The following is a 23852-nucleotide window of genomic DNA, read 5'->3' as shown; positions in this document are numbered from 1 at the left end:
GCGGCGAACTTCATCCAGTCGCGCAACTTCCGCTCGTTCGAGAGCTACCTGATCATCACGGCGACCTATCTGCTGATGTCGATCGCGTTGCGGCAGCTGTTGAACCGCTTCGGCCGCGGGCTGTTCGCGGGCCGCGCGACACGTGGTCACAACAGCAGTAGCGGCAACGACGGCTTGCCGCGCAACTGGCGCAGCCGCCTGATGTGGCGCGGCGCGCGCACCCTGCCGACGGAGCGCTGATCATGGTCGAATTCACGCTGTGGGACATCGCCCGCAACCTGCTGCTCGCCGCGCGCTGGACCGTGCTGCTGTCGCTGATCGCGTTCGTCGGCGGCGGGATCGTCGGGCTCGTGCTGCTCGCGATGCGCGTGTCACCGATCGCGTGGCTGCGCCGCATCGTCGTGCTGTACGTCGAGGTGTTTCAGGGCACGCCGCTCCTGATGCAGCTTTTTCTCGCGTTCTTCGGCTTGCCGCTCATCGGCATCGACGTGTCGCCGTGGGCCGCCGCGACCGTCACGCTGACGCTCTATACGAGCGCGTATCTGGTCGACATCTGGCGCGGCTGCGTCGAAGCGGTGCCGCGCGGTCAGTGGGCCGCGGGTGCGAGCCTCGGTATGACGTTCGGCCAGCAGTTGCGCTATATCGTGTGGCCGCAGGCGCTGAAGATCGCGGTCGCGCCGAGCGTCGGTTTTCTCGTGCAGGTGGTCAAGAGCACCGCGCTCGCGTCGATCATCGGCTTCGCCGAACTGACGAAGACCGGCACGATGATCACGAATGCCGCGTTCCGGCCGTTTCCGATCTACGGCATGGTCGCGATGATCTACTTCGCGATGTGTTTTCCGCTGACCTGGTATGCTCGCGTGCTCGAAAAGCGGCAGAAGGTGGGACAGCATCGGTGAGGTGAGGTGATTCGCGGTCTGTAGTTCAAGTCATGGATACGTGCTGCCGGGAAGCAATCTTGATGCGCGAGACGAACCACGCCGCGAGCACGAACCACCCCGCTGCGACGACGAACGCGACGACATAGGCGGGTCCGGCACCGGCAAACGCCTTGACCCATGACAGCATCCACCCGGTGACGGCAGGGCCGAGGATCTGCGGTAGCACCATCGACACTTGCCAGATGCCCATGTCCTTGCCGCTGGACGCATCGTCTGGCAACACTTGCAGCGCGAGTGCCCAGTCGACGGCTTGATAGGTTCCGTAAGCGGCGCAGAAAACCAGCCCGACTGTTACCACCAGCAACAGGTTTGGATGCAACGCCAGCAGGACAAAGCCGATCGCAGCTCCGGCCATGATCCAGCTGGTCAGGCGGACGACGGGAACGACGCCGTGCCGGTCGGCGAGCCGTGCGCCCAGCAGGCTGGCCGGGATCGCAAGCACCACGCCGACGCCAAGCAGCCCATTCAGGAGACTGGTCGGATGACGAATGCCGATCACGTCCTGCAGGTAGTACAACATGAAGGTGAAGATCGACCAGATTCCCATGTTGCCGAACAGACGGGTTACCAGCACCCAGTAAAAGTTTCGGTGCAGACGTGGATCGAGATAGAACGAGCGCATGAACTTGACGAGCTCGAACCGTTCTCGGGATCTGACAGGTGTCGGCTCGCGCGAGCCGCGAATCGTCAGCCAAAGGCAGAGCAACATGATCGCAATGAACGCGGCAACCGTAGGATACAGGTGGCCCGGCGAATAGAGGACAACGAGCACCACGTTGCCAATGATCGTGCCGAGCACGGTCATCACGTTGAGCCACGCGCTCGCGCGGTTGGTTTCCTGTTTTGGCACGACATCGGGCACCAGCCCGGCGTACGGCCCCGCCGCCCAGTTCCACCAGAACTGGAGATGCAGGAACGCGAGTGTATACATCCCTACGCTCCCCCCGCCGTTGAATGAGCCAAGCCATACCAGTGCAACCGCAATGCCGAACACGCCGGTGACGAGAAACGGTCGCCGACGTCCATGTTTTGCAGAGCAGCGATCTGAAAGCGCGCCGGCCAGCGGCGCCACGATCATCGCAATGAATGCGCCGGACGCAATGACGGAGCCGGCCACGCCTTCCTTCAACGCGGCATCGCGTCCGAGCATATCGGCGACTTGTGCCGGCACGAGCACCGGAACGACCGTCATCCATTGGGTAAAGAGCGCAAACCACAGCGACGCGATCTGTATGTGACTGAGCGTCGACAAGCGAGAAGCCGACGGTGTGACCGACACGTTCCGGGCTTGACTGGGTAGGGTCATGTCGGAAGTCCATGAGCTTCGCGCAGAGACTTCGACGCCGCACGGCGAACGAAGGTCGTGGCCAATTCTGAGAGCCGTTCGAACACGACGGGGACTCCCATAGGACCAATGCGCCTGTATCGGTCGTGATGCAAATGTCGGCATTGGCCGACGGCGAGTCCATCGACGAAGGCGCGGTGTGGCCGCCCCATTATGATAGCTGCCGTCGGTTGGCCCACAACCTGAAACGGCGCGAGGTCGGCAAGCGCGCTTCTGCGCCGCACTTAGCGACCGATCAACGCCCCGCCTGCGTCGACTGCCGCAACTTCGCCACCTCCGCCGCACCGACCGCCGGCGCGCCGTTGTTCCAGCCAGCCCGCACGAAGCTCAGCACGTCGGCGATCTGCTGATCGTCGAGCACCGCGGCGAAGCCGGGCATCGGAAACGGCGACGGCACGCCGTCGATCACGAGATCGCCGGTGCCGTTCAACGTGACGTTGATCAGCGACGACGCGTCCTTCGCGAGCACGTTCGGATTGCCGGCGAGTGGCGCGAGCATCGGCGCGAAACCGTGCCCGTCGACGCCATGGCAATGCATGCAATACGCCGTATAGACGCGTGCGCCAGCATCGTTCGCGGGGCGATCGAGCGACACCTTCGTCGCCTGCGGATCGTACGTATAGGCCGCCGCGCCGGTGCCGCCGGCCGGCGGCAGCGACTTCAGATACGTCGAGACTGCCGCGACGTCCTGATCGCTCATTGCTTGCGTGCTGTTGTTGATCACGCTCGTCATCGCGCCGAACGCCGATGCATGGCGATTCGCGCCGGTCTTCAGGAACGTGCGCAGATCCTCGTCGCTCCAGCGGCCGAGCCCGGTGTTGTGCTCGCCCGTGAGGTTCGACGCGAACCAGCCGTCGAGCAGCGCGCCGCTCAGGAATGCGCTGCCGCTTTCGTCGAGCGCACTTTCCTGGAACGCAACACCGCGCGGCGTGTGACACGACCCGCAATGTCCGAGCCCTTGCACCAGATAGGCGCCGCGATTCCACGCGACGTCCTTGCCTGGCTTGTCGCGATACGCACCCTTCTCGAGAAACGCCATGTTCCAGAACATCAGCGGCCAGCGCATGTTCAACGGCCACTTGATGTCGGACTCGCGATTCGCCTGCTGCACCGGCGCGACGCCGTGCATGAAGAACGCGTACAGTGCCTTCACGTCGTCGTCGTCGACCTTCGCGTAGGACGGATACGGCATCGCCGGATACAGGTTGTGGCCGTCTTTCGCGACGCCCTCACGCAGCGCCCGCGCGAAGGCGGCTTCAGTGTAGCCGCCGATGCCGGTCTGTGAGTCGGGCGTGATATTGGTCACGTAGATGCGGCCCATCGGGGTGTTCATCGGCAGGCCGCCGGCGAACGGCTTGCCTTTCGGCGCGGTGTGGCAGGCGGCGCAATCGCCGAGTTGAGCGAGGTAAGCGCCGCGTTGCACGAGCGTTTGATCGGCTGCGCCGGTGGCTGCCGGAGTTGCGGCATCAGCAGGTGCCTGGGCGATAAACGGCAATGCGACGCATAGCGCCGCGCCAAGACCCTTCAGCATTTTTTTCATGTCGGGCTCCTTTCGCGTCAGGCGCTGTGCAGTTGGCGGCCAACCGGCAATTGCCGCAGCCGCGTGCCGGTGGCCGCATAGATCGCGTTGGTCAGCGCGGGCGCGAGCGCCGCGGTGCCGGGTTCGCCGATGCCGCCGGGCGCCTCGCCGCTCTTCACGATATGCACGTCGATCGGCGGCGTCTGGTTGATGCGCAGCATCCGGTAGTCGGTGAAGTTGTTCTGCTCGACCCGACCGTCCTTGATCGTGATCTCGCTATAAAGCGCCGCCGTGATGCCGAAGATGATGCCGCCCTGCACCTGCGCTTCGATCGTGTTCGGGTTGACGAACATCCCGCAATCGACCGCGCAGTTGACGCGCTTGACCGTCACTTCGCCCTGCTCGACCGCGACCTCGACGACGATCGCGAAGAAGCTGCCGAACGCGTGCATCACCGAGATGCCGCGCCCTTGCCCCTTGGGCAGCGCGCTGCCCCAGTTGCCCGCTTGCGCGGCCAGGTTGAGTACGTTCAACGCGCGCGGCGATTTGCCGAGCAGATCGCGCCGGTACTGCACCGGATCGATCTTCGCGTGCGCGGCGAGTTCGTCGATGAAACTCTCGACGACGAACGTGCCGCGCGTCGGCCCGACGCCGCGCCAGAACGCGGTGGGCACCGCGTGCGGCTCCACGCGCACGTAGTCGACCAGCTGGTTCGGCAGGTCGTACGGCAGATCGGCGGCGACCTCCACCGCGTCGGGGTCGAGCCCGTTCTTGAACGCGGGCGGCGCGAAGCGCGCCATGATCGACGACCCGGCGATGCGATGCTGCCACGCTATCGGCTTGCCGTTCCCGTCGAGCCCGGCCGAGATCGTGTCGTAGTAGTACGGTCGGTACATGTCGTGCTGGATGTCCTCCTCGCGCGTCCACAGCACCTTGACCGGCGTCGACACCTGTTTGCCGACCTTCACGGCCTGCGTGACCATGTCGGTTTCGAGCCGCCGTCCGAAGCCGCCGCCGATCAGATGGTTGTGCACGATGATCTTGTCGGCGGGGCAAGCCCGTGACCGCGACCGCCGCATCGACGACACGCGTCGGCACCTGCGAGCCGAGCCAGATTTCGCAGGCGTCGCCGCGCACGTGGACCGTGGCGTTGACCGGCTCCATCGTCGCGTGCGCGAGGAACGGCTGCTGGTAGACCGCGTCGACGCGCGACTTCGCATCGCCGAACGCGCGGCCGACGTCGCCGTCCTTGCGCGCCACCGCGCCGCCATGTTGCGAGGCCGCCGCGAGATCGTCGACGATGCGCTTCATCGATAACTGCGCGCCCGCGCCCTCGTTCCACTTGATGTCGAGCGCCTGCAGGCCGCGCTTCGCGGCCCACGTGTGAGCGCCGATCACCGCGACCGCGTTGTCGAGCTTGATGACCTCGCGTACGCCGGGGATCGTCTTCGCATGCGTATCGTCGACGCTCGCGAGCGTGCCGCCGAACACCGGACAGTTCGCGATCGCCGCGTAAACCATGTCGGGCAAGCGCACGTCGAGGCCGAACTGCGCGGTACCGTCGACTTTCTCCGGCGAATCGAGACGCTTCGCCGGCGTGCCGATCAGCTTGAAGTCCTTCGGGTCTTTCAACGGCACGTTCTGCGGCGCGGGCAGCGCGGAGGCGGCCTGCGCGAGCTGACCATAGCTCGCGCTGCGATTACTGGCCGGGTGGATCACCTGACCGGCCTGCGCATGACAACTCGCCGGATCGACCTGCCACTGCTGCGCGGCCGCGTTGATCAGCATCACGCGCGCAGTCGCGCCCGCGCGGCGCATCGGCTCCCACGCGAAGCGGATCGACGTCGAGCCGCCGGTCAACTGGCCGCCGAGCAGCGGGTCCATGAAGAGCTTTTCGTTGGGCGGCGCGTGATCGAGCGTGACCGTGCCGAGCGGCACTTCGAGTTCCTCGGCGATCAGCATCGGAATCGACGTATAGACGCCTTGGCCCATCTCGACCTTCGGTATCACGAGCGTTACCTTGCCGGCGTTGTCGATCTGGATGAACGCGTTCGGCGCGAACACGCCGCTTTGCGGCGCCTCGTTCGCATCGCCGCCGATCACGCTCTTGCCCGCCTTCTGATCCTGGCTCGCGGCCGGCATGCTGAAGCCGAGCAGCAGACCGCCGCCGGCCGCGGCGCCGACCGTCACGCCGAATTTGAGGAAGCCGCGCCGCGAGATGCCGCGTGCATGCCGCGTGTCGGTGTCAGCCGGCTGCGCGCCGTTCTGTGCATCGAGCAACCCCTGGGACATGTCAGGCCCCCTTCGCGGCGTGCTTGATCGCCGCGCGCACGCGGTGATAGGTTCCGCAGCGGCAGATGTTGCCCGCCATCGCGGCGTCGATGTCGGCGTCGCTCGGATTGGGATTGCGCGCGAGCAGCGACGCCGCCGACATCACCTGCCCCGACTGACAGTAGCCGCATTGCACGACGTCGAGCTCACGCCAGGCCTGCTGCACTTTCTGGCCCGTGGGCGTGGCGCCGAGCGCTTCGATCGTGACGATCTTGCGGTCGCCGACCGCCGCCGCCGGGAACACGCACGAACGCACCGCGACGCCATCGAGATGCACGGTGCATGCGCCGCATTGCGCGATGCCGCAGCCGAACTTGGTGCCGGTCAGCCCGACGAGATCACGCAGCACCCACAGCAGGGGCATGTCTGGCGGGGCATCGACGGTATGGGTTTCGCCGTTGATATTGAGCGTTGTCATGAGCGGCTCCGGATGGGGATGTTGTTGTGGTCGCGCGGTTTAGATCGCGACACCGCACCAGACCGCGCACATGCACCGGCTTTGTTCGGCGCGTCGCGCTAATAAGCCATGAAATGCGGCCTGTGAGCGAGCGGGTGTCGCAAGAAAACCGGCCGATTGTAGTCGTGTCGAAAGAAGTTCGCTTTGGCGGTGTCAGGCGGCACGTCGCATGCTGTGCGCGGTGGATCGCATGTGTCGGCTGGAGCGATGCGTTACCATCGACGAATCGATCCGTTAGCGTGATCGCGCGACCCGCTGCATCGCACTGAGTGGTGTTGCGACGCACGATTCCGTCGAATCACCTCAGCCGCTGGAGCCGCCGATGAACGACCCGCAATGCATTCAATTCCTCACGGACATTCGCCGACCATTGCTTGCGCTGCACAAGGCGATTCTCGATCACGAACGCGCCGCGTACGAAAAGGAATTCGGCCCGGTAACGCCGGCGGCGTTCCTGCAGGTGCTGATCAACGGCTCGGGGTTTCGTTGGCTGACGCCGCTGTCGACGGTGATCGCGAGCGTCGACGAAGTTCTCGACGACGCGGAAGCCGAGGCCGGCGACCGTCTCGCGACCGCCGAGGCCGTGGTCGGCCTGTTCTCGCCCGATCAACCGCACAATCACTTCCTGCCGCGTTATCTGCCGCTCTTGCAGGCCGATCCCGCGATCCTGCATTACCACGGCGAGGTATCGCGGCTGCTGCGCGGAGTGCAAACGACGTAACGGCGATTCACACCAGGCACGGCGGCGGCGCGTGCGCTGCCTGCCGGCTCCTGCATTGCCTCACCGTTCATAAACGGCTGCGGGTCGAGGCCGCATGGTTGATCGTCGGTATTCTTGCGCAGATCGAGCGGAATGCTCTTACGTGAAGGTACTTTTGCAACGATTCGTCGACCGCCGGAATGCGCGGTCGATCAAATTACCTGGTTTAGCTGAATAAATTCGAGGTGAGCATTTCCGGGAACGTGGAAGCTCAGCCGCGCCCCTGCGGCAGATAAGGCAGCGGATCGACCGGCTTGCCGTCGCGCCGCACTTCGAACCCCACCGACACACGCGAGTTGTTCTCGTCGCCCATCTCCGCGATCTGCTGTCCCTTGCGGACGATGTCGCCCATCTTGACCATCAGCTTGCGGTTGTGCGAATACGCGGTCAGAAAATCCTTGTTGTGCTGAACGATGATCAGACTGCCGTAGCTGTTCAGTCCGGTGCCCGCGTACATCACCTTGCCGTCGGCGGCGGCTCGCACCGGATCGCCCGCGTTGCCGCCAATTTCGATGCCGCGTGTTTCGCCGGGCTGGAACGCTTCGACGACGCTGCCCGCGGCAGGCCACGCGAGCGTCACGCTGCTCGCGTGCCGGCGGGTTTCCTGCGTGACTTCGCGGACTGCGGTGGCATCCGGCGCCGGCGCGGCGGACTGTGTCGAAGCTTGCGCCGAGGTTTGCGCTGTCGCTTGTGACGCACGCTGCGCCGCGGATTGCGCCGCCGCCTTCGCCGCGCGCACCGTTTCCGGCGACGCAACGTGCAGTACCTGCCCCGGCTTCAGCCGCGCCGACGCCTTCAACCCGTTCCATGCCTGCAACTGCTTGACGCTGATGTGATGATGCTGCGCAACCCGCGCGAGCGTGTCGCCGCGCCTGACCCGATACACGAGGGGCGGCGCCTTTTTCAGCGGCGCGTTATCGCTGGCGTCGATCGACAGCGGCGCGGCTGCCGCCGGGTCGCCAGACGCCGCTCCCGTCGCATTCGCCGCCGGCACGCCGGACGCCGCGTTGGCGCTGGTTGCCGCACCGTTCTGCGCATTGGGTTGCCCGACGTTCGCACAACCGCTGACGGCCAGCGCGACCCACGCGCCGGCGAGACTGGCCAATAACGTTCTGTCGAAACGCTTTCTCATCCTGTTCGACTCCTGCTGTATGAATGCGCAAGCCGGATAGCCAGATGCCGCGGACGAGGTGCGCGATCTTCGGCCGCGCGGCCTTCCCGACGGCACGGCGAAGCCGCCTCGTACGGCGCTCATTTCCTGCCTGCTTGCCGATCAAATTTCTCGCGGAATTCTAAAGTGTCGTTTAATAAAAACGCCTGCCCCACACACTCTGATACAGACGTTACGAGCCGTATTTCCGCGTTACGACCGCACGTGTATTGGGACGCCAACGACGCACACACATCACCGCTTCGCCGCGGCGCGTTCAGACTTGTTGACATTCGACTTATCGGCAGGCGCGAGGGGAACTTGAATAGACATGCGTCGCGTCGGAGGGCGAAAAAAAGGCCAGCCTTCGAAATCCGAAGGCTGGCCGATCTGCGTTTGAAGGGCAGCCAACTAGAACTTATGCCGGATCGCCGCGCGTACGACGACCTGCTTCGACGTCGACGACGGCGACTGCGTGCCGGGGATGAATGCGTAATCGAGGATCGATAGCGTGGAATCGCCGGTGACCTGTTGATAGGCGCCCTGCAGATAGAGGTCGGTGCGCTTGGACAGGTTGTAGTCGGCCATCAGGCCGAACGTATGGATGCGCGGCTTCACGCCGCCGTTCGATGCGTCGTAGGTTTCCATCGTGTACACGTACTGCGCGCCGACGAACAGCACCGGCGAAATCTGATATTTGCCGTTGATCTCGAAGTTCTGATACTTGAGCGAATTCAGCAGCACGCCCGGCGGTGTGACGGGCACGAGCGGCACCGGCGGCTCGATGCCGAGATAGCCGTTTGCGGTCGGCTCCAGGTAGTTCGAGTTGCTATAGACGAAGCCCGCCGTCGCCGGTCCGAACGTATAGGTGATGCCGCCGCCGAACACGCGCAGGCGCGTCGCGACGAAGCCGGCGTCGTTCGCGGTGATCGCCCCGTTCGAGCCGTTGCCCGGATTGTCGGCCTGCAGATAGGCGGCCGCGACCAGCAGCCCGCCGTACGTGTACTGGCCGCCGAAGCTGTAGGCGCGATTGTTGGCGAAGTTCGTGTCGTTGCTGAAGCTGTAGGTGCCGCCGAACTGGAAGCCCGAGATCGACGGGCTCGTGTACTTGACGGTGTTGTCGAGGCGGAACGTGTTGTCGGTGTTGTCGTTGTCGTACGGATGCGAGAACAGCTCGCCGCCCCAATTGCCATTGGCCGTGGTCTGCGCGAGATAATCGACGACCGAGTCGTATTGCCGGCCGAACGTCAGCGTGCCGTACGCCTGTGAACTGAGTCCGACGAAAGCCTGCCGGCCGAACAGGCGGCCGCCCTGCCCGAGCCGCCCGGAATTCAGATCGAAACCATTCTCGAGCTGGAAGATCGCCTTCAGGCCGCCGCCGAGATCTTCGGAACCCTTCAGGCCCCAGCGGCTTCCCTGCGCAAGACCGCTGGCGAGTTCATAAACATGGCCGTGGCCGACATTGTTCGTGTAGTTGATGCCTTCGTCGATCACGCCGTACAGTGTGACGCTAGTCTGCGCGGCGGCAGGTGCGGCAAGAACGACAGACGCAGCAATGGAGACAGCCAGCGCGAACACTTGCTTGTTCATGATGATCTCCCTGCACCTCGAGTGATAGGACAACTCGATCCGGCCGCTTTTTTCTCTTTGCTCTTTATTCTCGTCACTTTTCCAGCAGTTCTGAAGACTGCTCCAATAGCTGCGCTTTTCCGGAAATCCTCACACGACATAGTCTGGCCGTCCATGAGTGGATGCGCCAAGCATCGAGAATGTTGCTAATTCTCCACTGCGCGTTGCTGCCTCTTTTTTCATAACGTCGCTTCAGGTAAACAGCAGCCGCCGCTGCGGCCTCGCTGCGTCATTGTCATGAAAAGAAATATAATCTGCGCCTTTGCTGCGATGCAACGGAACTCGGCGTCACCGCAAAGGTCATCTTCACAGCCCGCTGACACGGCCGCCTTGCGATACCGGTCGAGCGTGGCGAGATGGGCCACAGGCGACGCCAGCACGGATCACCTCACCGCCGCAGCACCCAATCCCATATTAAAAAGCCTTGTGAGACGCCCGCCGCGCTGGATCAGCGCGCCGTCGCACGGGGCTACTTTTGACGCAAACAATGGCCAAGTCATCTTCCCGCATGATCGAGCTCGACTTTTTCCGCGGACTGGTTCTGCTGATCATCGTCGTCGATCACATCGGCGGCAGCATTCTGTCGCGCGTGACGCTGCATGCGTACGCGCTGTGCGATGCCGCCGAAGTATTCGTGTTCCTCGGCGGCTTCGCGACCGCCACCGCCTATGCGACGCTCGCCGAGCGGCGCAATGAGACGATCGCGCGCGGCCGCTTCCTGCGCCGCTCGTTCGAGATCTATCGCGCGTTTCTCGTCACCGCCGGGCTGATGCTGCTGGTCAGCGCGGTGCTAACCGCATTCAGCATCGACGGGCCGAATCTCGCCACGACCGATCTCGACGACCTGATCGACACGCCGCTTGCCGCGCTGCGCGACATCGTGCTGCTACGCCGCCAGCCGTACCTCGCGTCCGTGCTGCCGATGTACGCGTTCTTCGCGCTGCTGGTGCCCGCGATCCTGCCGCTCGCGCGCAGCAAGCCTTGGCTCCTGGTCGCCGGCAGCGTCGCGCTGTGGGTCGGCGCACCGGCGATCAGTCAGTACCTTCCCGCCGCGCCCGACATGCAGTGGAACTTCAACCCGTTCGCGTGGCAACTGATGTTCGTGCTCGGCGTGCTCGCGCGCTGCCAGCCGGTGTATCAGCGCACCAGCGCGCATCGATCCGGATGGCTCGTCAGTGTGCTGGCGTTCGCGGTGGTCGTGGGCGCCGCGTACTACAAGCTCGTTCTGCTGGATGCGCCACTTGCCGGGAGCCTCAAGCAGAACCTGTCCTACCTGCGCGCTGGGAACTTCCTCGCGATCGCGTGGCTCGTCGCCAATCTGGTCGAGCTCGGCTGGGCGAAGAAGGTCGCGCGGCGGCTGCCGTGGGTCGGCGTGATCGGGCGTCAGGGTTTGCTGTGCTTCATTGCCGGCGCGGTGATTTCGCTGGTGATCGACTCGGTGCTCTACGCGGCGACCGATGGTTACCTGAACTATCCGCTCGGACTGCTCGCCGATGCGGCCGCGGTCGGCGCGCTGTTTGCCGTCGCGTTGGCCGTGGAACCGCTGAAGCGGGTCGTCAGGCGGCTCGTGGACGGGCGGCTGCGGACGTCGGGCTGAAGAACTTTTCGGCTACGCTTCGAGCGCCCTTCGAGCGCGTCCCTGACGCGTCGCGATTTTCGGGGCACTTGACGTACCCTTGGCGCCCGAAGAACTTTGCGCGCATAAAGCGCCGTCCTTCTCTGCGCCACTTTCCATCTCAAATCTGGCGCCAATGCTGATAGCATGACGGCCGCGCGCGAGTCCCGCGCCCGCCGTCCTTCCCTACTGACATGCGTCGATTCCTCAGTTACGCCCTCGCACTGCTTGCCTTCGCCGTCGGCGCGCCCGCGTTCGCGAGCACGGTCGCGAGCCGCAGCTTCCATTCCGATGCGCTCGGCCGCGACTTGAACTACACGATCTACCTGCCGGGCGGCTATCGCGCGGACGGTCCGCGCCTGCCGGTGCTCTACCTGCTGCACGGCAATAACGGCGACGCCAAAGACTGGCTCACGCAAGGTCATTTGCAGAACGCCGCGGACACGCTGATCGAGCGCAAGGAGATTGCCCCGGTCGTCATCGTGATGCCGCAAGGCGGCACGGACTGGTACGTCGACCGCAAGGAAAAGATGGAGAGCGCGTTCTTCGACGATCTGCTGCCCGAGATCGAAACGCACTACGCGGTCGCGACGCAGCGCGGAGGCCGGATGATCGGCGGCGTGTCGATGGGCGGCTTCGGCGCGCTGCGCTACGCGCTGACGCGGCCCGAGATGTTTTGGGGCGCGCTGCTGCTCAGTCCGGCGATCTACACGAGCGAGCCGCCGCGCGCGTCGGCGGCACGGCGGGTCGGCGTGTTCGGCGAGCGCCAGTTCGATCCGCGCGTGTGGCACGAGCTCAACTATCCGGCGCAGTGGGACCGCTACATGAGCCAGGCATATCGCCTGCCGATGTTCATCGCATCCGGCGACGACGACCTCGACATCCAGGCCGACGCGTCGCTGCTGTACACGCATCTGCGGCTCGCGGGCAATCCGGCGGCGTTGCGCATCATCGACGGCGGCCACACGTGGGACGTGTGGAGCGCGCTGTTGCCCGCCGCGCTCAAATACACGCTCGGCTGCGTGAAGCCGCCGGCGCAGGAGCATCCGTCGAATCAGCGCCCTTGAGCCGGCGCGGCACGCGAGGCGCACGGCCGCCCAGCCCCGCGTCCCTCGACACTTGCGCTACTCCACGAGATCGGTCCACAGCACCATCAGCACCGTCATCAACGCGGGGCCGATGAAAATCCCCAGCAGCCCGAACGTCTCCGCGCCGCCGAGAATGCCGAATAGCACGAGCAGAAACGGCAGGCGCGTCGAGTTGCCGATCAGCACCGGCCGCACGAAGTGCTCGGCGACGAACACGACGACCGCGCCGAATACCAGCAGCCCGGCCGCCGCGACCATCGAGCCCTGCACGAGCAGCCACAGCGCCGCAAGACCGAACACGATCGGCGCGCAGAACGGCAGCATCGCGGCGATCGCCGTGACCAAGCCGAGCAGCGCCGCATGCGGCACCCCGGTCACGAAGTAGGCGACGCCAAGCAACAGGCCTTCGCCGACGCCGACCACGATCAACCCCGACACGGTGCCGCGCACCGCGGTACCCATATGCGCGACGAGGTCCGCGCCGCTATCGCCGAAACCGCGTCGCGCGGCCTTCAGCAGCGAGCCGGACAGCCGCGGCCCCGCCTGAAAAATCACGAACAGCGTGACCAGCATGAACGCGAACACCATTGCCGCATGCACGGCGCGCGCGCCGAAATGCCGGCCGAGCGTCATCACCGTATTGCTGTGCAAGCCTTTCATCGCGGCCGAGTCGCGCAGCGGCTGAGCAAGATTGGCCTGCCACCAGGAAGTGATCTGCTGCACGCCGAACGGCAGACGGTTGATGAAGTCCGGCAGCGCGATGCCGTTCTCCTGCGCGCTGCGGAACCAGTCGTTCAGCTCGTGCGCCTCGCGCAGCGCCTGGCCGATGCCGAGCCCGACCGGCAGCAGCACGAGCACGGCGATCACCAGCGTGAAGACCGTCGCGAGCAAGGTCGCGCGCCCCTTGAACCAGTGGCTGCCCGCCACCTTGTGCAGCAGCGGCCACAGCGCGATCGCGACGACCCCGGCCCACGCCACCACCACGATGAAATCGCGCACCACCCACAATGCGAGCAGCGCGAGACCGATATAGAGCACGACCGATGCGGCCTTCTGCTTTTTCAGGCGCTCGGCGGCAACGGACGACGCTTCGGGAGAGTTGGGGGGGACGGCGGGAGGGCGTGGAATCATGTGAACTCTTGTGTTGAACGGTGTGCGCGCGAGCCGACCTGAAAAATTCAAACCCGCTACACTGACGGCTCAGTTCGCCGCCCGACATTCGACATCTTAAAGGAAGCGTTGCCGCTTCTTTCCCGGCCACTGTCCTCGTCGCGCCACAGACAACACAGCGTTGCAAAACTATGCATTATTAAAAAATCACATAAAAATGCTTGCAACGCCTGTCATTTCGGCGAATCGCTATGTCAAGTCTGATTATTGCTAATTCCGGAACGGTGTTTCAACGGTGACACAATGGCTATCCGGCGCGCGTGGGACTAAATTCGGCACTCCACAATACGGAGCCGATGATGACCCTGGAGTCCATCCCCCTCGACGGTAGCAATGGCGTACGCATCGAAATTCTCGAGAGCTCCGACACGACGCTGGTGATCCGCTGGGTCGAGCCGGGCCGCTGCCACTACGGTGAGCAGCGCTGGCGCCGTCGCTCGGCGCATTCTTCCGGCACCTGCGCGGTGTCGCGCCGCAAGATCCGGCGCGGTGACCCGGTGTTCAAGCCGGCCGAGCGCCCGGCGCCGTCGAATGCGTCCGCGATGATCTGCGCGGAAATCCTCGAACCGCTGCTTGAAGCGGCCTGACGCACGGAACATTCCTGAGTCCCGCGCACGAAGCGCGGGTTTCAACCCGTTGTTCCGGGGTCGATCTCCCTACCGCCCACGTGCCCTTAGCGACCACGCGCCCGGCGGCTGCGGCATCGCAAGATGCGGCGCCGCGCCGGCCCCGCTGCCGGTTGCCGCCCCACGCCTCATGCGTTAAGGTGGACTCGTTGCGCCCGCCCGACCGCCGGCTCGCTATCCGGTGCCGGCCGCGCGCCTTCCACCACCGCGCCGCGTCCGCCGCGACGCCGTTTGAGGGCCGATCATGGCAGAAGACACGCCGCAAACCCGCGCGGCCAACGCCGCTTCCACGTCTCCCGCCTCCTCCGCTCCTCCCGCTTTGCTGATCCCGCCGCAGCAGTTCTCTCTCGACGTGCTGCTCGAAAAGTATGCGAAAGGCGACGAGCAATCGGCCGACGATGTATATCGCCGCGTCGCGCGCGGCGTCGCCGAGGCCGAGCCGCCCGAGTTGCGCGCGTCGGTCGAGGAACAGTTCGTCGACAACATGCGCCACGGCGCGCTCGGCGCGGGCCGCATCATGAGCGCGGCGGGCAGCGGCATCGCCGCGACGCTGATCAACTGCTTCGTGCAGCCGGTTGGCGATTCGATCCAGGGCGTCGATGAACAGGGCTTGCCCGGCATCTACGTGGCGCTGCTACAGGCGGCCGAAACGATGCGGCGCGGCGGCGGCGTCGGCTACAACTTCTCCGCGATCCGGCCGAAGGGCGCGCGCGTTCACACCACGAGTTCGGCCGCCTCGGGTCCGTGCAGCTACATGGACGTGTTCGACGCGTCGTGCCGTACCGTCGAAAGCGCGGGCTCGCGGCGCGGCGCGCAGATGGCGGTGCTCGACTGCAACCACCCCGACCTGCTCGAATTCATCGAGGCCAAGCATTCGAAGGGACGCTGGAACAACTTCAACGTGTCGGTCAGCGTCACCGACGAGTTCATGCGCGCGGTCGAAAACGACGAACCGTGGCAACTGGTCCATCGCGCCGAGCCGTCGCCGGCGCTGCGCGCGGCCGGCGACGTGCGGCAGCGCGAAGACGGCCTGTGGGTCTACAGCGAACACCCGGCGCGCGCGATCTGGGACCGCATCATGCGCTCGACGTACGACGTCGCCGAGCCCGGCATCGTGTTCATCTCGCGGATGAACGAGGACAACAATCTGCGCGCCGTCGAAACGATCCGCGCGACCAATCCGTGCGGCGAGCAGCCGCTGCCCGCGTACGGCTGCTGCAATCTGGGGCCGCTCAATCTGACGCGCTTCGTCGTCGATCCGTTTGCGCAGTTGCAGGGCCGCCAGCCCTCGTTCGACTGGGACGGCCTCGCGCGGCGCACCCGCACGCAGGTGCGTTTTCTCGATGACGTGCTCGACGTCACGCTGTGGCCGCTGCCGCAGCAATACGACGAATCGCGCGCGAAGCGGCGCATCGGCGTCGGCTTCACCGGCCTCGGCGATACGCTCGTAATGATGGGCCTGCGCTACAACTCGCAGGAAGGCCGCGATTTCGCGGTGCGCGTCGCGCGGCTGATGCGTGACGAGGCGTATCGCGCATCGGTCGAACTCGCGAAGGAGCGCGGCGCGTTCGAGCTGTTCGACGCCGCGCGCTATCTGGAAGCCGGCACGTTCGCGTCGCGCCTGCCCGATGACATTCAGCAGGCGATTCGCCGCGACGGCATTCGCAACAGCCACCTGCTGTCGATCGCGCCGACCGGCACCGTGAGCCTCGCGTTCGCCGACAACGCGTCGAACGGCATCGAGCCGGCGTTCTCGTGGACTTATACGCGCGTGAAAGTGATGGCCGACGGCGGCCGCGAATCGTTCGACGTCGAGGACTACGCGTACCGGCTCTATCGCGAGCTCGGCGGTGACGTGAGCCGGCTACCCGACTATTTCGTCAGCGCGCTGCAGATGTCGGCGCGCGACCATCTCGACATGATGGCGGCCGTCCAGCCATACGTCGACACGTCGATCTCGAAGACCGTCAACGTGCCAGCCGACTATCCGTTCGACGCGTTCGAAAGCCTCTACTTCGATGCATGGAAAAGCGGGCTGAAGGGCCTTGCCACCTATCGCCCCAACGACACGCTCGGCGCGGTGCTGAGCGTGACGCCCGCGCAGGCCGACGACACGCTCGCCGAGATGGATCAGGACCCGCTGCGTATCGCGATCGATCATCGGCCCAGAGGCGAGTTGCCGGCGATCATCGAGAAGGTCGAGTATCTGACCCAGGCGGGCAAGAAGTCGCTGTATGTCGCGGCGTCCTTCATCGAGGTGACGGGGCGGCTCGGCGGCGAGGACGTGACGATCGAGCGGCCGATCGAGTTCTTCATTCCGACCGGTCAGCGCGATGAGTCGCAGCAGTGGATCACCGCGACGATGCGTTCGCTGTCGCTGGCCGCGCGCGGCGGCTTCGTTGCGCGCAATCTGCAGGATATGCGCAAGGTGTCATGGGATCGCGGACAGGTGCGGCTTGGCGACGTGCAGCGTCTCGACGGTCATCGCGCGCCGCGCTGGCACGATTCCGAAGTGGCGGCGCTCGCGTTCGCGATCCAGCAAATCCTGTATCGACGCGGCTTTCTCGACGCCGAGGGCAATCAGGTCGCGTCGCGGATGCTCGCGCGTTTGCCGCGCGGCCACATGAAAACCGACATGGCGCTGTCCGCCGATTTCGGCATCCGTCCGAATCCAGCGGATAGCGCCGACACCTTGCTGCAGCCGAACGGCACGCAAGGACTGCACACGATGCTCGGACGCAAATGCGCTTCGTGCGGCGCGAATGCGGTGATTCGCAAGGACGGCTGCGATTTTTGTACCGCGTGTGGGGAGGTGGGGGCGTGCGGGTAGTGTGAGACGAGGTGCGTGCCGGGCCGGTGTACGTGTGGGCATTACCTCGGCTTAGCGTGGAGTATCACTGTAAACAGATGCGCTCAAGTGTGATCCTGTCGTGTCGGCGAAGCCGCTCTGAACGGAGGGGGAGGCAGCCGCCAGGCGAGCAGCAGCGATATCACGAGCGAAAGGATCAGCACGTTCGATGGCGTCACGAGGCGATGTTCGGTAGCAGACATGACGAGCAGGCAAATCGAAGATAGCTCGACAAAACGATAAGCGGCGAAGTTCCTGCCGCCATTGCGCAGCGCCGACACGGCTGCGCCTCTCTGGCTCCAGGCGATCAGCTTCCAATAGAAGCTCAGCATTAGCGCGAGCCCTACGATGCCGAGTTCCGCCAGGATATTAAGGTATGAATTGTGGGCGTGTGAATCGCTGTGTTCAATGATTACATCGGAAGGAATGCCGAACAGGCCGAAGTACGAAGCGACCGAACCTATGTGATCATCGAACGATCCAAATCCAAGTCCGACGATGGGGCTTTGCTCGAAGTAAGCAAGGGCTCGCGGCCACAACCATTCGTAGCGAATGCTTAGATTGGCGGCTTTGGGGTCCGAGTCGTGAAACGCAAATGTGTACCCCATATAGTCGACGTGCGGAAGGACGTTATAGATGGCAAAAGCAATCGAGGCAGTGACAAGGATGACAAGCAAGCTAGCCAGCGCCCAGCGCTTACGGCCCAGATACAGGTACGCAAGCATCCCGGCGACACCCAACAAAGAGCCTCTGCTGTAGGTGGAAAACAGCATCAGCGCATTCAGACCGAGTAACGCCAGAAACAGCTTGCTCCGTCGTTGCAGGCGGCACGCCACCCCGAGGCAGAACAGCATGGCGAAAAATCCGCCGGCCGCGTTGCGGGCAATGAAGTAACTGCCAAAGCTGTCGAACTGATTGGCGAACATGCCCAGCAAACCGTTCTGCCCAATGTAATATAAGTAAGGCGGTAGATTGACTGCCACAGCGAACCCGAAGAATGTTCGAAGAACTCTATTCAAGTCCAGGCGGTGCGTGTAGAGGCAACCTGCGAAGATCGGCGCATACGAGATGAAAAAGTTGCCGTCGCGTCGATAAAAGTCAAAGTTGATAAAAGACTGCGGGTCATAGAACAACGTCGACAACCCAGCGAACAAGGCGAACGCGGTTAGCGGTGTCATGAAGTCCGGATACCTGCGTCCAAAGAAACGCCACGACAACAAAACGATCGGCAGAAACCCGGCCGCACTGACGGGTATCAGATTGGTCACGGTCAGGAATAGCGCAAGTAACGTTATGAAGGCCATTGCGACTCCCTCGACAGGCCAGGACTCCCCAACTTTGACTCGGTGCACCTCTAATGCTCACGAGGTGACGCCCGCTTGGGCCGGCCGTCACCTCGTCAATACGGAGTATGGCCAGAGGTCGGCGAACTACCCAATGAAACGTGCAACGCTTCGCGTTGTCGCCCAACGGAGGTAAGCAGCGCAGTATAACCACGCTCGCGTTCGCTGCACCGCAACCTTCTATCGGTGTACGACGATGTAACTCAAATGCATCGGTTGCCTGCCCTTTTCGCCATTCATCGGTTGCCTGCCCTTTTCGCCATTCACCAGAGCGGGTATTTTGAACCGAATCTTCATGCTGTCGCCGTCCCGTGTCAACGCTACCGCGTCGCGTGCACTGACGACTCCTCCGACGGCGTCGATCAACCGCACACCCGGAGTCGGAGACGTCGACGGATCGATTCCCGCAACCGTGACATCTCTCCAGCCGGGCGCGCCGCGCACCTGAAGCACGATGTCGTTGCCCGACCGAAGCGCATAGCCGCTGGCGCCATCGCTGAATTGCAGCGCCCCCGCGAATGTCGAGAGCGGCCCACTCAGCGTTTCCCGAAGGACGATCAGGCTCCGTCCAGACGGATTGTAAGTTCGCCTGGGAGGGCCAGGATGCGTGAGAACAAAAGGCTGTAGACCGTCCCAGTGATAGATCATCGATACGTACTTGTCCGCATCGTCCCAATTGCGCTTGAGCGCCCATACTGCGAAGTCGAAGTAGTAACGCGGCAAGTAGTGCGGATCTTCCATGTACTCGAAACCGATCTCGGTTTGCCACAGTCCGCGGGCTGGACCGTGACTCACGTACTTCTCATATAGCGAATCGAGATCTTTGACAGGCAGGTAGTGTGTATCGATGTAATCCACCCAGTCGAGCATTCTCTCGTTATTAAACACAGGGCTTCTGTATTCGAGCCATTTGCTGTAGTTATCGAGCCCCCCTTGGTCCGGCCAGCCGCCATAGACAACGTACGCGTGATAGCTGCGAATGACACGCGCGGCTGGAATATGGATACGTTCGACATAGTCTTGCATTGCGCGGCCGTACGTTCCGGACCCCTTGCCATCAGCCGTTGAACTGGGCCCGTGCCAGAACGGCGATTGTGGCAAGCCGCCGGACAGCCGGCCACACGCCTCATTCCATATCTGGAAATGACGAAGGTTGTAAGGCGGGGCCGAATATTTGCGGACCACCGCATCCACGTAATGCTTCCACGCGTCGACATCGACAGGCGCTGACTTTGAATCTCCCGGAATCTCTCCATTCCATTCGGGTGTGAACGCGAGCAGAAGCAATGAGCGAATGCCATTCTTTTTGTTGCGGATCAGGATCGGCGGCAAGTCAGCGTTGGACATTGTTCTATCGACACGCATAGGGTCCATCGCCGAATTTGGCTGTCCCGGTCCCACCACATCGCGTCCCCATGTGATGCCCATTTCATGCCACATCGCTATGTCCGACGGCGATCCCGGCCAGCCGTTCGCCCCGATCATGTCAGTGATCTTGCGGCCGACCGTTCCGCCTGGACCCGCGCCTGACCCGGCGCTCAGGCTGGGGCCCGTGGAAACCGCCAGCGCCGGGTCCAACGCGGCGCACACGATGCCGCCAAGCAGGCACAGCGCACGCCGCCGCCCGGCGCCGACATCGTCCAAGCAAGGAGCTCGAGCCGCAAGGTGGCCACTCGCGCAGGAGGATCGCGTCTGCGCTAGCACTCGCCGTGACCACTGCCACTGATATCTGCGCGAATCCATCAAAGCCCTCCGGGCGGTAACGCTTACTGAAACGCGTATCGGAAACGATGGGCAGTGCCTTTGCGATCGTAGATCGATGTTCGCCAACGCCTGGCGGACAAGACTTTCGCCATTTCAACAGGCAGGCGGACCTGCTGCGCCCGTGCAGGGAAACCGCGGACCCGTTCTCGTGGAAGACTTACTTAGGCCAACATGGGAATGGACGAATCCATATGTAGTGCCTGAATGGTTCGAATCGCTAACAATGTATGAGGTCCGTTCAAAACAATGCCGAAGCGAATCATAGCGTGCGGTACACATTTTTGCTGCCGCCGGCCGAAATTCGATTGTTATTGGCTGATCGAGCGAGGCTGAAGCTCGCCTCGGCACCATCAGGATCCAATTCGGAAAGATCCGCCATTACGTCGTAAGTAATCGGCCAATTTTCGGATGCTGCTGCGCAGGAGGCTATTCTGCATCTCATCGTGCTTAACATGGATTCGGATAACTGATAATCGTCCGATTAAAGGATTGCCTTTTCTACGCTACTGAATCAGCACGACGCCATTGTTTGATTCGCATCACAAGTGCCGTTCACTGCACGCTAGCCAGAACCGGTGCGGCGCACTCCCATGAACCGCTGTTTTCTTGTACGCCCACTTAACGCAAGGGGTCAAAGCTTGATCCCGAACGCAACTGCGAGGGTGACTCCACATGATGAACAACAGAATTCGACAGCAATGGGAAGCGCTTGGGTCTGATGATCCCTATTGGGCCGTCCTTTCGCACCCCGAGAAGCAGCACGGTGGATGGAATAAAGATGAATTTTTCCGGACCGGAACGGATGAGATAGCTGATGCCCTTGCTAAAGCTTCGTCTTTAGAGGTGCGACTCAGATTTGACGTCGCACTGGATTATGGATGCGGTGTAGGACGTCTGAGCAGGGCACTTTCACCTTCGTTCCAGCGTGTTATTGGTATCGATATTTCGGATGCCATGCTGGCCGAGGCGCGGTCTGCCAATACGAGTTTCGACAACATCCAGTTTGTACGTAATAGCGGCAACGCTCTGCCATCGATAGGGGATGGAGAAATCGATTTCATTTATTGCAACATCGTTCTTCAGCACTCTCCGCGAAAAACCCAGCGTTCATTGCTCGGCGAATTTTCCCGAGTGCTACGCCCGGGAGGACTGTTGATCTTCCAAACGCCTGCGCATCAGAATTTGATGACATTGAAAGGCCTGCTCCATTTTTTGTTGGGTAATCACGTACTGAACATTGGAAGAACATTGAAGTATGGAAAAGCGCGCGTAATGGAAATGCATACTTTCCCGAAAAGCGATGTATTGAAGACGCTCGATGAGGCTGGAGCGTCGGTTCTTAAGGTGGAACGGTTCGATTGCGCCGGACGGTCTTTTATCAGCTATGTTTACTTCGTCACCAAGCATTAGTGGATGAGACCGGTTACAAGCCATCGGTGACCTGTACATCTTCAAAAGCCTCTTACCCTTTCCCGTGCCGTGGTGGGATGCGGTTTCAGCATTCAGGGCTATGTTATGCCTCACCCCACCCTCGCGTAGTAAAGATTCTGCGGATGCTTCGCCTCCGCGAAGAAAAACCAGCGCTCCGCCACGAGCCCCGCATACTGCACGAGACAAGCCGCGGCCAGCAAGCCGAACGACCCGCCAGGCGAACGCAGCCCCGCCCCCAGCACGATCAACACGACCGGCACGACGAACGCACCCACGAGAAAGCCCCATTTGACGCCACGCAACGTCCGCGCCGATTTGCCGTGAAAGAACTCGCGCAAATTGAACGCACCGGCGGTGAAGCCTCGTGACACCTGCACGAGCTTTCGATTGCGAATGCCCGTCGCGCTCTGCACCGTCGATTTCGGTCGCAAGCGCGCATTGCGCATGAGCGACGCGTAGCGGCTCGCGCATCCGGCGAGCGTCAGCAGGCACGCCCAGACCGCCAGTCCCGCCGTCAGCGCGGGCGCGAACCATGCGCTCAGTGCGGTCGCGAGCGTCAAGCCCGATGCGCAGCCGAGCAGCACGAAGTTCACCAGCGTCAGCGGCGTCGCCCACTCCTGCAGAAAGCGCAGGCACGCATAGATCATCGCGGTGCAGACGAACAGCGCGGCGCTCGCGAGCACGCCGAGCCAGCCGAGCGCGAGCGACCACGGCGAGCCGAGCCAGTGCGCGACGCCATACAGGCACGCGCACGCGAGAAACGCCGGCAGGCACAGACATTCGCGCGACAGCCAAGAGGTGCGCCACATCGCGATCGCGCGCCACGCGCGTTCCGGATGGCCCAGATGGAAGAACGACGCGATCAGACCAAGACCGCCCAGCAGCACCGCGAGCGCCGCGCCGCTCACGTAGAACGCGGTGGCGGCGGGTTGCGCAACGACGCCCAGGCATGCCGCACTTTCGACGCCGACGAGCGCGATCAACAGCCCCTGCGCCGCGCCGCTCAGCGTGGTCAGGAAGACTACGGAAAAAGCCGGATTCATCGTGCGGCCTCGTTGTCGTTCAAATGCGCTTCGCGATCGACGCCAGATGCACTTGGCCATGCGCGAGCTGCCCCTCGAGCTGCGAGTCGGGCGAGCCCGACGTGTGCATGGCATCGCCGGTGGTCGTTCCTGACGATTTGCACGAGCACCCGTCGCCGCCGCAACTCGCGGACGTGATCGGCACGCGCGGCAAATAGTGATTCGCGGGACGCGTGCCCCACTCCGGCATCAACTGATAGCCGCCGCGCTCGCGGATCGCTTGCGACACCACCGACTCCGGATCGTGAATATCGCCGAACAGCCGCGCGGATGTCGGACATGCGAGCACGCAGGCCGGCTTGCGATCGCGCTCGGACAGATGCTCGTCATGAATGCGATCGACGCACAGCGTGCACTTGGTCATCTCCTTGCGCGCTTCGTCGAGTTCGCGCGCGCCGTACGGGCACGCCCACGCGCAATACTTGCAGCCGATGCAGCGATCGAAATCGACCAGCACGAGACCGTCTTCCTTGCGCTTGTAGCTCGCGCCCGTGGGACACACCGGCACGCACGGCGGGTCCTCGCAATGCAGGCACGACTTCGGGAAATGGATCATCTCCGTGTCGGGGAAGCTGCCCGCTTCGAAACTCTGCACACGGTTGAAGAACGTGCCGGACGGGTCCGCGTCGTAAGGATTGAAATCGGCGAGGCTGCCCGATTCGCCTGACGTGTTCCATTCCTTGCAGCTCGTCACGCACGCCTGGCATCCCACGCATACGTTCAGATCGATCACCAGCGCCATCTGGGTCATTG

The 23852-nt window shown here is 63.3% G+C and carries 17 protein-coding genes and 2 pseudogenes; 8 read left to right on the top strand and 11 right to left on the bottom strand.

The genetic code is table 11. From position 1 onward, the window contains the following. A pseudogene (locus OKW28_RS15465) lies at positions 1-240 on the top strand (amino acid ABC transporter permease); the annotation flags it as partial. 2 nt (positions 241-242) lie between these two features. Further along, entirely contained in the window at positions 243-899 is a 657-nt protein-coding gene (locus tag OKW28_RS15460) for an amino acid ABC transporter permease (RefSeq protein ID WP_184034006.1), read from the top strand. Positions 900-924: 25 nt separating this feature from the next. On the opposite strand, the gene OKW28_RS15455 is transcribed toward OKW28_RS15460, so the two are convergent. The 4 genes and pseudogenes from OKW28_RS15455 to OKW28_RS15440 form a co-directional block, all read right to left on the bottom strand. Continuing rightward, positions 925-2247: an MFS transporter gene (locus OKW28_RS15455; protein WP_429446993.1), complete on the bottom strand. Its 1323-nt coding sequence runs from the start codon at positions 2245-2247 to the stop codon at positions 925-927. Positions 2248-2521: 274 nt separating this feature from the next. Next, positions 2522-3826, bottom strand: a complete 1305-nt coding sequence (locus OKW28_RS15450) for a c-type cytochrome (RefSeq protein ID WP_429446795.1) — start codon at positions 3824-3826, stop codon at positions 2522-2524. A gap of 17 nt (positions 3827-3843) precedes the next feature. Beyond that, positions 3844-6097 (bottom strand): annotated as a pseudogene (locus tag OKW28_RS15445) (molybdopterin cofactor-binding domain-containing protein). 1 nt (position 6098) lies between these two features. Then, complete coding sequence (locus OKW28_RS15440; RefSeq protein ID WP_018420878.1) at positions 6099-6554, bottom strand: (2Fe-2S)-binding protein; 456 nt, start codon at positions 6552-6554, stop codon at positions 6099-6101. Positions 6555-6915: 361 nt separating this feature from the next. On the opposite strand from OKW28_RS15440, the gene OKW28_RS15435 reads away from it, so the two are divergent. Then, positions 6916-7314, top strand: a complete 399-nt coding sequence (locus OKW28_RS15435; protein ID WP_429446793.1) for a hypothetical protein — start codon at positions 6916-6918, stop codon at positions 7312-7314. A gap of 250 nt (positions 7315-7564) precedes the next feature. Here OKW28_RS15435 and OKW28_RS15430 read toward each other — a convergent pair whose 3' ends face one another. Together OKW28_RS15430 and OKW28_RS15425 are read right to left on the bottom strand one after the other, a co-directional pair. Then, complete coding sequence (locus OKW28_RS15430; RefSeq protein ID WP_429446791.1) at positions 7565-8485, bottom strand: peptidoglycan DD-metalloendopeptidase family protein; 921 nt, start codon at positions 8483-8485, stop codon at positions 7565-7567. Between the two features lie 429 nt (positions 8486-8914). Continuing rightward, positions 8915-10093 carry a porin gene (locus OKW28_RS15425; RefSeq protein WP_429446789.1) on the bottom strand — a complete coding sequence of 393 codons (1179 nt, stop codon included), beginning with the start codon at positions 10091-10093 and terminating at the stop codon, positions 8915-8917. 526 nt (positions 10094-10619) lie between these two features. Between OKW28_RS15425 and OKW28_RS15420 the strand changes: the two genes are divergently transcribed. After that, the gene (locus OKW28_RS15420) at positions 10620-11729 is read left to right on the top strand and encodes an OpgC domain-containing protein (RefSeq protein WP_429446787.1); all 1110 of its coding nucleotides are present in this window, start codon (positions 10620-10622) and stop codon (positions 11727-11729) included. A 212-nt stretch (positions 11730-11941) separates the two neighbouring features. Then, positions 11942-12814, top strand: a complete 873-nt coding sequence (locus OKW28_RS15415; RefSeq protein ID WP_429446785.1) for an alpha/beta hydrolase — start codon at positions 11942-11944, stop codon at positions 12812-12814. A 57-nt stretch (positions 12815-12871) separates the two neighbouring features. On the opposite strand, the gene OKW28_RS15410 is transcribed toward OKW28_RS15415, so the two are convergent. Beyond that, complete coding sequence (locus tag OKW28_RS15410; RefSeq protein ID WP_429446783.1) at positions 12872-13966, bottom strand: AI-2E family transporter; 1095 nt, start codon at positions 13964-13966, stop codon at positions 12872-12874. 338 nt (positions 13967-14304) lie between these two features. On the opposite strand from OKW28_RS15410, the gene OKW28_RS15405 reads away from it, so the two are divergent. Both OKW28_RS15405 and OKW28_RS15400 read left to right on the top strand, forming a co-directional pair. Beyond that, positions 14305-14592 carry a DUF3331 domain-containing protein gene (locus OKW28_RS15405; protein ID WP_013091570.1) on the top strand — a complete coding sequence of 96 codons (288 nt, stop codon included), beginning with the start codon at positions 14305-14307 and terminating at the stop codon, positions 14590-14592. 283 nt (positions 14593-14875) lie between these two features. Further along, positions 14876-17461, top strand: coding sequence for an adenosylcobalamin-dependent ribonucleoside-diphosphate reductase (locus OKW28_RS15400; protein WP_429446781.1), 2586 nt, complete (start codon positions 14876-14878; stop codon positions 17459-17461). An 83-nt stretch (positions 17462-17544) separates the two neighbouring features. On the opposite strand, the gene OKW28_RS15395 is transcribed toward OKW28_RS15400, so the two are convergent. Further along, a complete protein-coding gene (locus OKW28_RS15395) occupies positions 17545-18783 on the bottom strand; it encodes an O-antigen ligase family protein (RefSeq protein ID WP_429446780.1) in 1239 nt (412 codons plus the stop codon). Positions 18784-19002: 219 nt separating this feature from the next. Continuing rightward, positions 19003-20466, bottom strand: coding sequence for a hypothetical protein (locus OKW28_RS15390; protein ID WP_429446778.1), 1464 nt, complete (start codon positions 20464-20466; stop codon positions 19003-19005). Between the two features lie 792 nt (positions 20467-21258). Here OKW28_RS15390 and OKW28_RS15385 point away from each other — a divergent pair. Next, the gene (locus OKW28_RS15385; RefSeq protein ID WP_429446776.1) at positions 21259-21996 is read left to right on the top strand and encodes a class I SAM-dependent methyltransferase; all 738 of its coding nucleotides are present in this window, start codon (positions 21259-21261) and stop codon (positions 21994-21996) included. A gap of 110 nt (positions 21997-22106) precedes the next feature. Here the strand turns inward: OKW28_RS15385 and OKW28_RS15380 are convergent, their stop codons facing one another. Next, a complete protein-coding gene (locus OKW28_RS15380) occupies positions 22107-23060 on the bottom strand; it encodes a dimethyl sulfoxide reductase anchor subunit family protein (RefSeq protein WP_429446774.1) in 954 nt (317 codons plus the stop codon). Positions 23061-23079: 19 nt separating this feature from the next. After that, positions 23080-23850, bottom strand: coding sequence for a 4Fe-4S dicluster domain-containing protein (locus OKW28_RS15375; protein WP_429446772.1), 771 nt, complete (start codon positions 23848-23850; stop codon positions 23080-23082). Positions 23851-23852 lie beyond the last annotated feature (2 nt).

Source organism: Paraburkholderia sp. 40, from assembly GCF_050434105.1.
GTDB classification, from domain to species: domain Bacteria; phylum Pseudomonadota; class Gammaproteobacteria; order Burkholderiales; family Burkholderiaceae; genus Paraburkholderia; species Paraburkholderia tuberum.
The sequence above is the reverse complement of the archived record's forward strand: the minus strand, read 5'-3'. Positions and strand labels throughout refer to the sequence as shown.